This window comes from Bacteroides sp. DH3716P, assembly GCF_025914115.1.
Taxonomy (GTDB): Bacteria; Bacteroidota; Bacteroidia; order Bacteroidales; family Bacteroidaceae; genus Bacteroides; species Bacteroides ovatus.
On the sequence record NZ_CP083673.1, the window covers coordinates 6389051 to 6405665 of the forward strand.

The following is a 16615-nucleotide window of genomic DNA, read 5'->3' on the forward strand; positions in this document are numbered from 1 at the left end:
TCTTTAGGTAATAACAAAGCCCCAGCTTGTGAAAGTCGGGGCTTTGTGCGTAAAAAACAGAAGGTGTGCATTTTGACACACCTTCTTTTCTTTTGTTAGGCGGATAAAAGGGAGTGAAAAAAATGTTAGTAGGTAAACAAATTCCTTTTTTTTCTTGTTAGTCTCATAGATTCTTATTACATTTGTGATACAAAAATATTAGCCGTATCGACTGGATCGGGAAACTCTTCAAATTAATCTGATGCACCGAGAAAGCTTCGTTCTTCAATGGCGGGCCACATCCTTCGGGACAGCTTTAAGCCGGTGGATTACAAAGAGGGCGAGCGCTCAAATCTTGTTCTATCAGAGTTTCATCACATCGTCGATGCGGCTTTTTTTATATACTTTTCTATGATATTTTATTTCTCCGGTACAGGTAATTCTAAGTGGATTGCAAATCAGCTTTCCAAAGAGCAAAAAGAAGAGTTGGTTTTTATTCCCGATGCGCTAAAGAATGAAGCATTGGAGTTTAGTTTGCAGGCAGGTGAAAAGATCGGTTTTGTATTTCCTATCTATTCGTGGGCTCCTCCTGAAATCGTACTTAATTTTATTCGGCAACTCTCTTTAAAGGGGTATAAAAGACAATATTTGTTTTTTGTTTGTTCCTGTGGGGATGATACCGGGCTTACGCAGCAGGTGCTGGAGAAGGCTTTGAGTCATAAAGGCTGGAAGTGTCATGCAGGCTTTTCTGTGACTATGCCCAATAATTATGTATTGCTTCCCGGTTTTGACGTAGATAAGAAAGAATTGGAGGAGAAAAAACTGGCAGATGCTATTCCGACTCTCAATCAAATAAATGCTTCAATAAGTAGGAGAGAGGAGTTGTTTCTTTGTCATGAAGGGAGTATTCCTTTTATTAAGACGAGGATTATCAATCCTTTATTTAATCGCTTTCAGATGTCTCCCGGGAATTTTTATACTACGGATGCTTGTATTGGATGTAAGCGTTGTGAGAAGAGTTGTCCGGTAGGGAATATTATGATGATGGGCAGAAAGCCTGTTTGGGGGATGGATTGCACCTCATGCCTGGCATGTTATCATGTTTGTCCGCAGCATGCGGTGCAATATGGGAAAAGAACGAAAGATAAAGGGCAGTATTTCAATCCTAATTAATCTACTCGCCAATTAATCTACTCGTCTTTGATTTTAATGCAGCAATTAGATAAGTCTTCAATGATAGCCAGGCTTTCTACTCTGACGCTTTGCTCCTCAAGTTTTTTACGCCCATTTTGGAAGGCTTTTTCAATAATGAATCCCATTCCTACCAAGTTTGCTCCGGATTGCTTGATGAGGTCGATAATGCCTAATGCGGCATTGCCATACGCGAGGAAGTCATCCACGAAAAGAACATTGTCATTTGGAGTGAGGAAATCGGCACTGATAACGACTTCATAATCACGATCTTTAGTGAATGAGTGCACAGTGGTGCTTAGTGCATTCTGGATGGTTTTAGGAGACTTCTTCTTTGCAAATACAACTGGTAAATCCATCAGGTAGCCTGTCATGATAGCAGGGGCGATGCCGCTGGCTTCGATTGTCATAATCTTATTTACGTTTGTGGCTGCAAAACGGCGGACAAACTCAACTCCGATTGATTTCATCAGGACAGGGTCCATTTGATGATTAATAAAACCGTCTACTTTCAGGATACCTCCTTCGTAGCACTTTCCGTCTTGCAGAATTCTTTTTTTAAGTAATTGCATGCTGTATGATATTAATTAAATAATGTGCTAATATTCCATTCCGCATGGTGAACAGCGGTTGGTATATTAGCACATGGAAATTTGAATTGTTACTTGTTGTCTCTTAAGTCTTTTACTCGGACGGCTTTTCCTTCGCTTTGCGGGAGAGAGCCTTTTTTTACCAGTTTAACTTTGGGAGTCACCAATATTTCATCCTTTAATTGGCGGGTTATATCCTTGCGGATCTTCTCCAGTTCAATATAATTGTCAGTGGAAAGGTCGCTTAATTCTACTTCGACGATCATCTCGTCTTGGTTGTTGACTGTTTCCAGTGTAATCAGGTAATTGCTGCCTAATTCGGGAAATTGTACGAGTATCTTTTCTACTTGCATCGGGAAGATATTTACTCCCTTGATAATGAACATATCATCACTGCGTCCCTTGATACGATCAATACGGATGTGCGTGCGGCCGCAGGGGCATTTTCCCGGAAGAATACGGGTTAAGTCACGGGTGCGATAGCGGATTAACGGCATCATCTCCCGGTCGAGAGTCGTAAGTACTAATTCTCCGATTTCTCCTTCCTGAACGGGTTCTCCTGTTTCCGGATCGATAATTTCTACCAGATAACAGTCTTCCCAGAAGTGCATTCCGTTTTGTTCCTGACATTCGAAAGCAACACCGGGACCGTTCATTTCTGTCATACCGAAGCTGTTGTATGCTTTTACGCCCAGCATCTTTTCTATTTTCCGGCGTTGTTCGTCGGTGTGAGGTTCAGCACCGATAACCAGCGTTTTCAGTGTGGTTCCTTTGGGATCAAGGCCTTCTTCCTGAAAGACTTCGGCAAGGCGGATGGCATAGCTGGGGATAGCATGTAAAGCGGTAGTCTTGAAGTCGTTGATGAATTTAATCTGTCGTTTACTGTTTCCGGCTGCGGCAGGGACTGTCAGACAGCCCAGGCGTTCTGCACCGTATTGGAAGCCTAACCCTCCTGTAAACATACCGTATCCGGAGCTGTTTTGGAAGACGTCGGTCTTGCGTATTCCTACTGCGTACAGGCAGCGGGCTACCAGGTTGGCCCAGGAGTCGAGATCGTGCTGTGAATGAACAATAACTGTCGGGTTTCCGGTAGTACCACTAGAAGAGTGAATACGTACACCATCATTGCTCATATCACCTGCTACCAGCCCGAAAGGATAGTGGGCACGCATATCGGCTTTGGTAGTAAAGGGCAATTTGCGGATATCGTCTAATGATTGTATGCTATCTGCAGTGATGCCATGTTTGCTGAAAACTTCTTTGTAATATGGGGAGTTTGCAGCTATATTGATTGTTTTCTTAAGCCGTCGAAGTTGTAATTCCTGCAACTTCTCCCGGCTCATGGTTTCTAGTTCTTCTTCCCAGTATTGTGTATTCATGATAATGCCTGTTATTACATTAGCTTTTCTGCAATTTCCTTGCCGGCAGCCAATGCTTTAAGATTCATTTCTACAATTGCTTCTCCCTTGCGCAGGAAGATTTCACGGATGCTGTCTTGTACTTTTCCGTAGTCGATGCCAAGGAATGGAATGGTTGCTCCCAGTAAGACTATGTTGGCAACGCGGGCGGAGCCTACTTCTTTGGCTACTTTGTCTACGTTCAACACAATTTTGTGAGGCAGCTTATTGATTTCTGCCATTACTTTGTCTGCTTCCGGATAATTGGGGATATTGACAAACGGAGTTTCGTTAGTCACTAACCAACCGTTAGGGCTAAGATAAGGGAGGTAGCGCAATCCTTCCATGGGTTCCAATGAAATGATAAGGTCGCATTTACCTGATGGGATCAAGTCTGAAGCAATCGGCTGGTCGCTGATACGGAGGTTGGATTGAACATCTCCTCCGCGTTGGCTCATTCCGTGCACTTCTGCTTGTTTCATATATAATCCTTCTTTCAAGGCAGCTTTGCCGATCACTGTAGCAATAGACAGAATTCCCTGTCCACCGACTCCTGATAATATAATGTCTTTCTTCATGGCTTACTTACTTCTTTTTTTGCGTGCTAATGTCTGGATACACTCTCTACGTGGAATAATGACAGATACACCACGGTATTCGATCTCTTCGCGAATGATTTGCTTCATCTCCTCATAGTTTTTCTTCAACGGAGTAACGACGCGGATATGAGCCGGATCTACTCCGATACCTGCACAGATCGCTTCGATACGTCCGGTTCCGGCAGAGTCCTGTCCGCCTGTCATGGCGGTAGTTTCATTGTCGGAGATGACGATGGTTACACTGGCATTCTCGTTCACACAATCTAATAGTCCGGTCATTCCGGAATGGGTGAATGTGGAGTCTCCGATGACAGCTACAGCCGGGAAAAGACCTCCGTCAGCCGCACCTTTCGCCATCGTGATGGAGGCGCCCATGTCTACGCATGAGTTGATTGCATTGAAAGGAGCATTCGCGCCTAATGTGTAACAGCCGATGTCGCTGAATACTTTATGAGATGGGTATTCTTCTTTCAGAACTTCGGTTAGTGTGATATACATATCGCGATGTCCGCAACCTTCGCAAAGTGCAGGCGGACGCATTTCTACGACAGAAGGAATGCCGAATTCCGATTTATTCTCTTTGCCTACGGCGCGGGCTACAGAGTCCGGATTTAATTCTCCATCCTGTGACAGAGTGCCGTCCAAGCGTCCTTTTACTTTAACGCCGATGCCCAGATAACCTTTCAATTGTTTTTCTACAAATGGTTGTCCGTCTTCCAGAACGAGGATTTCGTCACAGGAGTCAATCAATTGATGTAATTGCTTTTTAGGCAATGGATACTGGCCGATTTTAAGTACCGGATATTCGCAACCTTCAGGATAGTTTTCCATCAGATAGTTGTAGCCGATGCCACAAGCGATAATTCCTAACTTTTTGTTAGGACCATCTGTATATTTATTATAAGGTGATTCTTCCGAAGCTTTGATAAACTCGTCTTGGCGCGCAAGTAATACTTTGTAGCGTTTACGGGCATTTCCAGGTAACAAGATGAACTGACGAGGATCTTCGCTGAAAGAGATGCCATTCTGTGGTTTTTGTGCTTTGCGTTCTACTCCAGAGCGGGAGTGTGCAAGGCGGGTTACCATACGCATCAAGATAGGTTCGCCCAATTTTTCAGAGAATTCGAAACCACTGTATACCATATCATACGCTTCCTGCTGATTGCTGGGTTCGTACATGGGAATCAGTGAGAAATCTCCGTAGAAACGGCTGTCTTGTTCGTTCTGCGAAGAGTGCATACTGGGGTCGTCTGCTGCTATCACGATCAATCCACCTTTCACGCCTGTGATGGCAGAGTTGACAAAACAGTCGGCAGCTACATTCATACCTACGTGCTTCATACAAACTAATGCCCGTTTACCAACGAATGACATACCCAACGCAGCTTCCATCGCTGTTTTTTCATTGGCACACCAACGGTTGTGTATATTCTGTTCGGTCGTTATTGGGGCCATTTGAATATATTCCGTAATTTCAGTTGAAGGAGTACCAGGATAGGCATAAACACCTGAAAGTCCGGCATCCAGTGCAGCTTGTGCAATGGCTTCATCGCCAAGTAAGAGTTGCTTGCTCATATATATTTCTTTTATTTAGTGTTGATCACAGTTTGTTAATCTATCGGGCAAAGATAGGCTTTTCCGTTCGTTTTATCACAAATTTACTTGAAAATCTTTCTTTCATTCAGGGCTTTCCAGTATTTTCTTGCATTTGCCATGTGGTCGGCATAATTGGATGCAAAGTTGTGAGTTCCGGAAAAATCTTCTTTAGCACACATGTAGATATAGTTATGTTTGGTATAGTTCAATACGCTGTCTATTCCCTTTTTAGAAGGGATACGGATGGGGCCTGGAGGCAGACCGGTATTTATATAGGTGTTATAGGGGGAATTGACTTTTAAATTTTCGTTGGTGATTCGGCGCAGACCGAAATCCTGTAGTGCAAATTTGATGGTAGGATCTGCCTGCAAAGGCATATCTTGATGTAAACGGTTGATATACAATCCGGCTACCATTGGCTTTTCTTCATTGTTGTTGGTTTCTTCTTCAACGATGGAAGCAAGAGTGCTGACTTCTTCCGGTGTCATGCCGATAGCGGTGGCTTGTGCCAGACGTTCTTTGTTCCAGAAGCGTTCGTGCTCATTCTTCATTCGTTTAAAGAAGTCGTCTACGCTCATATCCCAATATACCTGATAGGTTTCAGGTATGAAAAGGCTGGGGAGTGTTATGGTTGTGTATCCCATTTGAGCCTGGAAAGTAGAGTCGAATAACTGGCTGGCGATTTCGGCAGAGTCTATCATGAGTTGTTTTCCAATGCTTCGTGCTAACCGGTCTAATGTCCGGACACTTCCTATGGTAAGGTTGATCGCTTCCTGATAGCCTCTGGAAAAGCGACTATATACGTGATAGATATTGTCATTTGGGCGAATGGCATAACGTCCGGTATGGATATTCTGATCGAAATCTTTATATTTTGCCATCCACTGGAATCCGGTGAACTTATTGACATGCCCGAATTTTTGTATTTTATGATAGATAGAGTCGGCTGTGTCATCCCGGTCTACATAAATATATACAGTTTTAGATGGATGAAATTGAGGAGCAAACAGATAGTAATAAAAGGTGCCTCCGGCAATTGCACAAAGGAGGAATGCTCCGATTAGAATTGATAGTAGAATATTTCTCTTTTTTCTCTTCATCTTTTGAGGTATATTTAAAAAGTTCGCCAAAGATAAAAAGAATTTGGATAGGATTGTTCTCTTTTTAGGATGAATCATAAGAAGACTATATCAAAAGTATGTTTTCTTTCGATGCGGTAATGAATCCATTCTTTCACGTTGCGTTTGCCTTGCTTGATTTATTCAGTTGCTTATTGTGCTGCTTGGCATTCATTGCAATTATCTTTTTGTTTCCAGCGTAGTTCCATTATTCCAATATATTGTGGGACTATTTTCTCGCAATATATGGGAATGTTTTCTCATAAAATAAGAGAATACTTTCCCACAATATGTGGGAATAAGACAATCTCTTGACGTTACAATGTGAAACCTTGAGAGTAATACAACAACTCCCTTTTATTGAAGTGCAAGTCTGTTTGTAACTAGAATGCCATTGGCATAGGGAAATGAATTCATTTCAGAGAAACGAGTTTTGCTACTTAGTTCGGCCAGAGGGAATAATTTGCATTTGCTTCTATTTTGTTTTCTATCTCATCGGGTAAAGGTGCGAAGAAATCCATATTAGTCAGGCTCTCGATGCTATCCACTGTGACTACATATGAAGATAGAGGTTCTACTGCCTGCTCATTGTTGAATAAGAAGCCGATAGCCCGTATCGGTTTGGCAAAAGGAGATAGGACTACTTTGAAAAACCGTTGAGGTACTACGACCTTATTTTTCCCAATCGTTTTAGGCTGTTTTTCAATAATAGGTCCACATATAATAATAATGGCACTATCTGCTATAGCCCAATTCCGGATTTTTTCTTCCAGATTTTTCCATCCTCTTCTATTTAACTGGGGATGTTGGGGACACATATTGCTGAAATAGAATGATTCTTTCATGGCTTCAGGACTCCATTTCATATCTGCAGCAGGCGCCATGTGTCCTTTGTCGTATCCTGAACGGGTGTAGTCAGTATTGGTTGCAATCGGGCCTGTCACTAATGGGTCGGCAATAAAACGATTGCCTCTTTTTTCTTTTCCTTTGGTTTCTTCCCGGGTTAATTCGTAAGAGACCCAGTTGGGTATTTTTAAATCTTTGTTATATGATACGGTATATCCGCTATGCCGGATTATTTGTTCTTGCCGGGGAACTAATGGTATGGGTGTCTCCAGATCTTTGCCAAGTGGAATTTGAAGGGAGATATCGGTTTGCGGTTCATTATTATTCTGGGTATTAATCTGTTGGCAATATAAATAGACGCCAAAAAGAATAGGAATGAGCACAATGATGGCGATGATACATCCTAATCTGTTATTGGAATGTGATTTCTTTTTGAATAGCTTTCTGTTTTTACCTTTTTTACTTCGATTCATTGGTTAGCTAGTAATGGCGGGTTTGTTTTATTCTTCTTTTCTCATGCTGAATTCACAACCGCAATATTGTTGGTTGTAGAAGTTATACTCTTTAATAATGGCGATACGTCGTTCGCTAAGTCCGCCTTTCCGCCAATTCTGTTCCCAGTATGTGACATCCGGGTATGAAGCGGTGGCATATTGTCCGGCTTCATTAATCTGCTCCAGACTTTTCCAACGACTGGAAGCAAGCGTTGTGGTTATTACGGAAAGGCCATGTTCATGCGCATAACGGGCGGTCTCCAATAAGCGTAGTTTAAAGCAACGTAGGCAGCGTCCTCCTCTTTCGGGTTCCTGCTCCATTCCTGCTATATGGCATCGCCAGTTTTCATGATCGTAATCAGCATCTATTATCTCCAATCCCAATGATTGGGCATAGCGTGTACATTCGTCTTTTCTTATCATATACTCTTCCAGCGGATAGATGTTAGGATTGCAATAATAGATAACAGGGGTGATGTGATGTTGCATCATACATTCAATAATGGCTGATGAACAAGGAGCACAACAGGTATGAAGTAAGACTTTATCGGCTCCTCCCGGAACTTCGAGTTGGAATTTCTTTTTCATGCTGTAAAGTTAATACATATTTACGATACGAGTCAATGGTTTATGCTTTATTCAGAATAGTTTTTTATAAAAATAGGAGGGAGGATATCTCCTTTATACTGTTTTTTATAAAATCTTGTTTATTGAACTAATTCACTAAATGAGTATGAATTAACTAATTAATCTCATCTTTTTTACTATTTTTGTCCATTCAAGTTTATAACAACTCAATAATGAATGAATTAAATTGCGGGCAAGGAGAGCAAAATGCAGGCCCGGAGAAGAAAAAAAGTACCTCGAAAATAGTGAAGAGAACTTTAGTTGTGGCTGCATTGGCTTTGGCGGTATATGTTGTATATTCCGTAGTTTATTTATTTGTCTCACCTGATCGTAATATTCAGCAGATCTATCTGGTTCCGGAAGATGCGGCATTTATTATTCAGTCATCGGCTCCGATTGAAGATTGGGAGAAGTTTAGTGGAAGCGAGACGTGGCAATGCCTGAAGAAAGCGAAATCTTTTGAGGAGGTGACGAAAAGTGTGGAGAAGCTGGATTCCGTTGTTAAAAGCAATAAGGTATTATTGTCGCTTGTCGGTGAACGGGATATGCTTATTTCGCTTCATAAGACTCGTGCCACAGAGTGGGATTTTTTGCTTATCTTGGATATGCAGAAGACATCAAAGATGGACTTATTGAAAGACCAGGTTGAAACCGTATTGGTTATGAGTGGTTTTACTGTGACTAATCGGATGCATAATAGCATTAATATCCTTGAAATGCGCGATTCCGAGACGAGGGATATTTTCTATATTGCTTTTGTCGATAATCATTTGGTTGGTTCATACACATCCGGACTTGTCGAGTCGGCTATTGATTCGCGTAATAAACCTAAAATCGGGCTTGATCAGTCTTTTATTGAAACAGAGAAGTTGGTTTCCGGTAAGGGACTTGTCAGAGTCTTTGTCAATTATGCGCGTGTACCTCAATTTATGTCTATTTATTTAGGTACAAGAAATGAGTACATTGATCTGTTTAGCAATTCCATGAATTTTGCCGGACTTTATTTAAATACGAATAAGGAGCGGATGGAAGTGAAAGGATATACATTGAAAAAAGATTCTGCCGATCCTTATGTCACTGCTTTGTTGAATTCGGGAAAACATAAAATGAAAGCACATGAGATTCTGTCCGGGCGGACAGCTCTTTATACGAATATAGGTTTCAATAGTCCGGTGACCTTTGTAAAGGAACTGGAGAATGCACTGTCGGTTCACAATAAACAGTTGTATGATTCTTATCAAAGTTCCCGGAAAAAGATAGAAGGGTTATTCGGTATATCTTTGGAAGAAAACTTTTTGAGTTGGATGTCAGGAGAGTTTGCTATTACCCAATCCGAACCAGGTTTGTTAGGACATGATCCCGAACTGATTCTGGCTATCAGGGCTAAAAGTATTAAAGATGCCCGTAAGAACATGGAATTCATTGAAAAGAAGATTAAGCGACGTACTCCAGTTAAGATTAAGACTGCTAATTATAAGGATTTCGAGATTAATTATGTCGAAATGAAAGGCTTTTTTCGCTTGTTCTTTGGAAAGCTATTTGATAAATTTGAGAAGCCATACTATACTTATGTTGACGATTATGTAGTTTTTAGTAATAAAGCTGCTTCTTTACTTTCCTTTGTAGAAGATTACGAGCAGAAGAATTTATTAAAAAATAATCCGGGTTTTGAAAATGCACTGTCATATTTAAAATCAAGTTCTACTATTTTCTTATATACAGATGTGCGCAAGTTTTATTCCCAGTTGAAACCGATGATGAATCCTGCTACATGGAATGAAATACAATCAAACAAAGACGTTTTGTATTCATTTCCTTACTGGACTATGCAGATTATAGGAGAGGATCAGTCGGCTTCTTTGCAGTATGTGATGGATTATAGCCCATATCAACTGGAAGAGGTTGACGTTGCTATTGCTACCGATGAAGATGATAAGGAAATGAACGAAGATGCAGAGACCGAAAAAGAGCAGATGAGCGAACTGAAACGTTTCTATATCGAAAAGTTTGAAGGAAACGTTTTACGGGAGTTTTATCCGGAGGGAGCATTGAAGAGTGAAGCGGAAGTAAAAGAAGGGAAACGCCATGGTCGTTACCGCGAATATTATGAAGATGGGACATTGAAACTTCGTGGAAAGTATGCAAATAATAAACCGAAGGGTACATGGAAGTACTATACCGAGGACGGAAAATTTGAACGCAAAGAAAAGTTTTAGATAACGTCAACAAAAGTTGATTTAAAAGTTAAGCTCAAAAAATAATCGGATTCTTTTTGTTTTCTCAAATAAAGCTGTAATTTTGCACGCCGTAAACGAGAGACAAACGCCGCTATAGCTCAGTTGGTAGAGCAACGCATTCGTAACGCGTAGGTCGCCAGTTCAAGTCTGGCTAGCGGCTCTCAAATTAGAACGCTGATTATTAATTAATAATCAGCGTTCTAATTTTTACAGGATTCCCTATTCTTATTTTAAAAGGGAAATCCTGCGTATGTAATAGATGTGAAATATAAAAATGTAATCTATGTTGAGTCGTATTATTGTTTTAGTGGTTGCCGGAGTAGCCGTAGTCTATATCGTTCGCTTTATAGATAACTTTTTCTCCCAACGTAGAAGATAAAACTAGCTTTCAAACATTCTGCTGCGTGCGAGCATACAAGCGCCAACGATGCCGGCTTTGTCTTTCAGCTTAGATGTGATGATGGCTGAATCTTTATTAACCAGATTTAGAGAGTACTTGCGTACGGCTGTTTTTATGGGTTGGGTGATATAATCGCCGGTTAAAGATAAAGTTCCACCTATAATGACCAGTTCCGGGTTGAAGATATTGATTAGCCCGGCAATCTGTTTGCCTAGTTTCTGTCCGATTTCTTCTACAATTTCAATGCAAAGCAGGTCTTCTTTATTCACAGCGGCAATGATCTCATCAAGAGTGATCGGATTTTCCTCTGTGGCGATTCGTGTAGATAGAATGGAACTTTCCCCACTTTGAATACGCTCTAATAAGATACGATGAAGTGCCGATCCGGAAGCTTCCGTCTCCAAACAACCTTTTTTCCCGCAATGGCAGATTATCTCATTATCATAAGCACTCATGTGTCCAAATTCACCGGAGAATCCGGATTTCCCGGTATAAATCTTACCATCAATAATAATTCCGATACCTACTCCCCAGCTTACATTTACAAAAATGATATCCTTTTCTCCTTTTACGCAGCCTTGCATATATTCGCCATAAGTCATGGCACGCGTGTCATTATCAATGGTTACTTTATATCCCAATTTTTCGGATAATACATCCGCCAACGGCCTTTCCTCAAAATTGAATTGGCTGAAGCTATACCCTGATTCAGGATTTACACGCCCCGACACATTTACATTAATATTTAAGATCTTCTCTTTATTAATAGTGAGTTTCTTTATAAAATTGAGAATATGCTTGCATAACTCATTCATCCCTTCGATTGAGTTCTCAAACTTATAAGGTATATTCATTTTCAATTCTACCATATCGCCTTTGAAATTTATCAGTCCGATATTGACGGCGAATCTTTTGATGTCTACACCCAAAAAGTAACTGGATTCCGGATTAAGCCCATAGAGGTTGGGATGGCGTCCGCCACTAGTTTCCAATTTGCCATAATCATTAATATATCCGTCATCACACATTTCACCGATAAATTTGGTGACAGTCGGTACACTTAAATCCAGCTCTTTTGAAAGATCGGGAATTGTAGAACTTCCATTATATATATAATGTGTAATAATCCTCTTTTTGACAAGAGCACTTTTAGAGCCTTTTTCTATTTCTTTCAAGAATTGTTGGTTCATAACTATGTATATTTGGTAATTCACACAAAGATAATTAATTTTTTTATTAATACGTGGTTTTGAGACCTTGAAAATTAGAATATCTTGAATGTTATATTCCCTATATACTATGTAATGGATTTATATATAGGATAATGTAGCTATGGACGATTGTGGATATAATAAATGAAATAAGACGATTTGTGAGGTAATTCCCCCTTCTATTAATTAATAATGCGAGGAATAACGATTTTATTAATAAAATATTTTATTATCTATTGTTTATTTAATAAATATAGCTATATTTGTGCCGTGATATTATTAATAAAACTCTATATCCTTAAATGAATTTAGTATGAGAAACTATTTTTTAGGTCTGTGTTTATTATTTGCTTTGTGTTTTACGGCATGCTCTCATTCAGATGATTCTGTTGATGTGCTAATTATTGGTGGAGGCGCTAGTGGAGTGACTGCTGGTATTCAGTCTGCTCGAATGGGGGCTGCAACATTGATAGTAGAAGAAACAGAATGGCTGGGTGGAATGCTTACATCTGCAGGTGTAAGTGCTGTTGACGGAAACTATGATTTACCGGCAGGCTTGTTTGGTGAGTTTCGCGGACATTTGGCAGATTATTATGGAGGGCTTGATTCTCTAAAAACCGGTTGGGTGAGTGCAGTGTTGTTTGAACCTTCAGTCGGAAATAAAATTTTCCATGAAATGGTTGACGCGGAGAAAAATTTAAAAGTATGGCATAATGCTACTTTGGTAAAGCTGGAAAGAGAGAATGATGCTTGGATTGCTCAAATTCAGATGAAAGATAATACAATTAAAAAAATACATGCTAAAATATTGATTGATGGTACTGAATTGGGGGATATAGCAAAAATGTGCGGGGTGAAATATGATGTCGGTATGGAAAGCCGTCATGATACTAAAGAAGATATTGCTCCGGAAGAGAAAAATAATATAGTTCAGGATATTACATACGTAGCAATCTTGAAAGATTATGGTAAAGATGTGACTATTCCTTGTCCTGAAGGATATAATAAAGATGAATTTGCTTGTGCTTGTGCCAGTCATGTTTGTATCATGCCTAAAGAACCGGATCGTGTATGGTCTAAAGACATGATGATAACTTATGGAAAACTTCCTAATAATAAATACATGATTAATTGGCCGATAGAAGGCAATGATTATTATGTAAACTTGATTGAAATGACCCGTGAGGAACGTGAAGAAGCCTTGAAATATGCAAAACATTATACGATGTGTTTCGTTTATTTTCTGCAACATGAATTAGGTTTTAATACATTGGGCTTAGCTGATGATGAATATCCTACAGCCGACAAATTACCATTTATTCCTTACCATAGAGAGTCTAGGAGAATCCATGGGCTAGTACGTTTTGATTTAAATCATGCTTGTGAACCGTTCAGGCAGTCTCAACCTCTTTATCGTACTTGTATTGCCGTGGGGAATTATCCTGTGGACCATCATCATACGCGTTATCATGGATATGAAGAGTTGCCTAATCTTTATTTTCATCCGATACCGTCATACGGTTTACCTTTAGGAACTTTGATTCCGAAAGATGTTGAAGGATTGATTGTTGCTGAAAAATCAATATCTGTTTCTAATATAATTAATGGTACCACTCGTTTGCAGCCGATGGTTATGCAGATCGGGCAGGCAGCGGGAGCATTAGCAGCTCTTGCGGTGAAAGAAGGTAAAAATATAAGAGAAGTATCTGTTCGGGAAGTACAAAATGCGATTTTGGATGGAAAAGGATATTTATTGCCTTATTTAGATGTTGAGTTAGATCACCCAATGTTTAAGTCACTACAACGTATCGGCTCTACAGGTATATTAAAAGGTATAGGTAAAAGTGTTGACTGGTCAAATCAAATGTGGTTCAGAGCGGATACATTATTATTGGCAAATGAGTTGAAAGGATTGGGTGATGTTTATCCTTTTGTCAATAAGCAAGTATTCGAAGGTAATAATACCATATCAATTCAGAAAGCTACAGAGCTAGTAGGAGAGATTGCAGAAAAAGAAGGTATTGAGATGAAAGAGGGTAGGGTAGAAGAGATCTGGGATAAATTTGATTTGAAAGATTTTGATATGAATCGAAATATTTTGAGAAGTGAAATGGCAATTTTGATTGATCAGATATTAGATCCTTTCAATAATAAAAAAGTAGATATTATAGGGCAATATATTCAATAGGTAATAATAATATAAGTGTTAACTGCTGTTTTAATTAAACTAATATGAAAACATTAGATCGAAGAGGCTTTCTAAAAAAAGCCACATTGGCTGGCGCGTCAGCCTTGACTGTACCAACTTTGTTTGAATCTTGTACTTCAAAAGCTAGTGCCAGTACAGTAGTGGCAACTGATGGTTTGGAAAGTAAACTCATTGTTCCTAAAAACAATGGCTTAAAAATTACCGGAACTTTTTTGGATGAAATATCACATGATATTCCACATCAGAACTGGGGTGAGAAAGAATGGGACTTGGATTTTCAGCACATGAAAAATATAGGAATTGATACAGTAATAATGATCCGTTCTGGTTATCGTAAGTTTGTCACTTTTCCTTCTCCTTATTTATTGAAGAAAGGTTGTTATATGCCTTCCGTTGACTTGGTGGATATGTTTTTACGTTTAGCTGAAAAGTATGGAATGAAATTCTATTTTGGACTATACGATTCGGGTAAATACTGGGACACAGGGGATATGACCTGGGAAGTGGAAGATAACAAATATGTAATTGATGAAGTTTGGGAAAATTATGGTTCCAAGTATAAAAGTTTTGGAGGATGGTATATCAGTGGTGAAATAAGCCGGGCAACGAAAGGGGCGATTGGTGCTTTTCATGCATTAGGAAAACAATGTAAGGATATATCTAATGGATTGCCTACTTTTATATCTCCTTGGATTGATGGCAAAAAAGCAATCATGGGAACGACAAAAATGACGAGAGAAGATGCCGTTTCTGTACAACAACACGAAAAAGAATGGGATGAAATTTTTGATGGAATTCATGATGTGGTAGATGCATGTGCATTTCAAGATGGGCATATTGATTATGACGAATTGGATGCGTTCTTTTCTGTCAATAAAAAATTAGCAGATAAGTATGGTATGCAATGTTGGACAAATGCCGAATCTTTTGACCGTGATATGCCAATTCGTTTTCTACCCATTAAGTTTGATAAACTTCGGATGAAGTTGGAAGCAGCCAAACGTGCCGGATATGATAAGGCTATTACTTTTGAATTTTCTCATTTTATGAGTCCGCAATCAGCCTATCTGCAAGCTGGTCATTTATATGACAGATATAAAGAATATTTTGAAATAAAATAAATGTTATGAAGTCTACAATCAATTTTAGTTATCTTATATTCCTATCTGTTGTGGCAGCATTGGGAGGCTTCTTGTTCGGATATGATACTGCGGTTATATCGGGAACAATTGCCCAAGTGACTCAACTTTTTCAATTAGATGCACTACAACAGGGATGGTATGTAGGATGTGCTTTAGTAGGCTCTATCGTAGGTGTTCTTTTTGCTGGAATCTTAAGCGATAAGTTAGGAAGAAAACTTACGATGGTTATATCAGCTGTGTTGTTTTCCACATCAGCTCTAGGATGTGCTCTATCAGCCGATTTTGCCCAATTGGTAGTTTATCGGATTATAGGTGGAGTAGGAATAGGGGTTGTGTCCATTGTTTCTCCTCTTTATATATCAGAACTAGCTGTAGCGCAGTATAGAGGACGTTTGGTGTCATTGTATCAGTTGGCTGTAACAGTTGGTTTTTTGGGAGCTTATTTAGTTAACTATCAATTATTGGCATGGGCGGAGAGTGGTACGCAATTAAGTGTGGATTGGTTGAATAAAATATTTATAACTGAAGTATGGAGAGGTATGTTGGGTATGGAAACATTGCCGGCAATCTTATTCTTCATAATCATATTTTTTATTCCGGAAAGTCCCCGCTGGTTAATCGTACGTGGAAAGGAATTGAAAGCTGTAAATATATTAGAGAAAATATATAATTCAATTACAGAAGCGAAAAGTCAATTAAATGAAACGAAATCTGTGCTGACCTCTGAAACAAAATCGGAATGGTCTTTATTGATGAAGCCTGGAATTTTCAAAGCTGTTATTATCGGTGTGTGTATTGCGATTTTAGGACAGTTTATGGGTGTGAACGCAGTACTTTATTATGGCCCTTCTATCTTTGAAAACGCAGGACTTTCAGGAGGAGATTCTCTTTTTTACCAAGTTCTGGTAGGACTAGTCAATACTTTGACCACCATTCTGGCTCTTGTCATCATTGATAAGGTAGGCCGCAAGAAACTTGT

General features: G+C 39.6%; 13 protein-coding genes and 1 tRNA gene. 6 read left to right on the forward strand and 8 right to left on the reverse strand.

Annotation, left to right across the window (positions count from 1 at the left end):
• Positions 1–390: 390 nt before the first annotated feature.
• A complete protein-coding gene (locus KQP79_RS24585; RefSeq protein ID WP_032843327.1) occupies positions 391–1152 on the forward strand; it encodes an EFR1 family ferrodoxin in 762 nt (253 codons plus the stop codon).
• 17 nt (positions 1153–1169) lie between these two features.
• Here the strand turns inward: KQP79_RS24585 and xpt are convergent, their stop codons facing one another.
• The 7 genes from xpt to KQP79_RS24620 all read right to left on the reverse strand — a co-directional run bounded on the left by xpt (position 1170) and on the right by KQP79_RS24620 (position 8398).
• Positions 1170–1742 (reverse strand): xanthine phosphoribosyltransferase, encoded by a 573-nt coding sequence (xpt, locus tag KQP79_RS24590; RefSeq protein ID WP_004297542.1) that lies wholly within the window; start codon positions 1740–1742, stop codon positions 1170–1172.
• A gap of 89 nt (positions 1743–1831) precedes the next feature.
• Positions 1832–3139 (reverse strand): phenylacetate--CoA ligase, encoded by a 1308-nt coding sequence (locus KQP79_RS24595; protein ID WP_004297543.1) that lies wholly within the window; start codon positions 3137–3139, stop codon positions 1832–1834.
• Between the two features lie 14 nt (positions 3140–3153).
• On the reverse strand, positions 3154–3735 hold the full coding sequence (locus KQP79_RS24600; RefSeq protein ID WP_004307241.1) for an indolepyruvate oxidoreductase subunit beta: 582 nt from the start codon (positions 3733–3735) through the stop codon (positions 3154–3156).
• 3 nt (positions 3736–3738) lie between these two features.
• Positions 3739–5331 (reverse strand): thiamine pyrophosphate-dependent enzyme, encoded by a 1593-nt coding sequence (locus KQP79_RS24605; RefSeq protein WP_004319097.1) that lies wholly within the window; start codon positions 5329–5331, stop codon positions 3739–3741.
• An 83-nt stretch (positions 5332–5414) separates the two neighbouring features.
• Positions 5415–6452 carry an endolytic transglycosylase MltG gene (gene mltG / locus KQP79_RS24610; RefSeq protein ID WP_004297546.1) on the reverse strand — a complete coding sequence of 346 codons (1038 nt, stop codon included), beginning with the start codon at positions 6450–6452 and terminating at the stop codon, positions 5415–5417.
• A 458-nt stretch (positions 6453–6910) separates the two neighbouring features.
• Positions 6911–7789 carry a DNA/RNA non-specific endonuclease gene (locus tag KQP79_RS24615; protein ID WP_004311464.1) on the reverse strand — a complete coding sequence of 293 codons (879 nt, stop codon included), beginning with the start codon at positions 7787–7789 and terminating at the stop codon, positions 6911–6913.
• Positions 7790–7816: 27 nt separating this feature from the next.
• Positions 7817–8398, reverse strand: a complete 582-nt coding sequence (locus KQP79_RS24620) for an epoxyqueuosine reductase QueH (RefSeq protein ID WP_004297549.1) — start codon at positions 8396–8398, stop codon at positions 7817–7819.
• Between the two features lie 212 nt (positions 8399–8610).
• Between KQP79_RS24620 and KQP79_RS24625 the strand changes: the two genes are divergently transcribed.
• Positions 8611–10653, forward strand: coding sequence for a toxin-antitoxin system YwqK family antitoxin (locus KQP79_RS24625; RefSeq protein WP_004311467.1), 2043 nt, complete (start codon positions 8611–8613; stop codon positions 10651–10653).
• A 108-nt stretch (positions 10654–10761) separates the two neighbouring features.
• A tRNA-Thr gene (locus KQP79_RS24630) sits at positions 10762–10834 on the forward strand.
• A gap of 221 nt (positions 10835–11055) precedes the next feature.
• Here KQP79_RS24630 and KQP79_RS24635 read toward each other — a convergent pair.
• The gene (locus KQP79_RS24635) at positions 11056–12264 is read right to left on the reverse strand and encodes an ROK family transcriptional regulator (RefSeq protein ID WP_234120971.1); all 1209 of its coding nucleotides are present in this window, start codon (positions 12262–12264) and stop codon (positions 11056–11058) included.
• A 334-nt stretch (positions 12265–12598) separates the two neighbouring features.
• Here KQP79_RS24635 and KQP79_RS24640 point away from each other — a divergent pair, with 334 nt between their 5' ends.
• The 3 genes from KQP79_RS24640 to KQP79_RS24650 form a co-directional block, all read left to right on the forward strand.
• A complete protein-coding gene (locus tag KQP79_RS24640; protein ID WP_004307233.1) occupies positions 12599–14473 on the forward strand; it encodes an FAD-dependent oxidoreductase in 1875 nt (624 codons plus the stop codon).
• Positions 14474–14517: 44 nt separating this feature from the next.
• The gene (locus tag KQP79_RS24645; RefSeq protein WP_004311470.1) at positions 14518–15615 is read left to right on the forward strand and encodes a DUF4434 domain-containing protein; all 1098 of its coding nucleotides are present in this window, start codon (positions 14518–14520) and stop codon (positions 15613–15615) included.
• A gap of 5 nt (positions 15616–15620) precedes the next feature.
• Positions 15621–16615 (forward strand): sugar porter family MFS transporter (locus tag KQP79_RS24650; protein WP_264386573.1); only part of this gene is annotated, 995 nt, incomplete at its 3' end.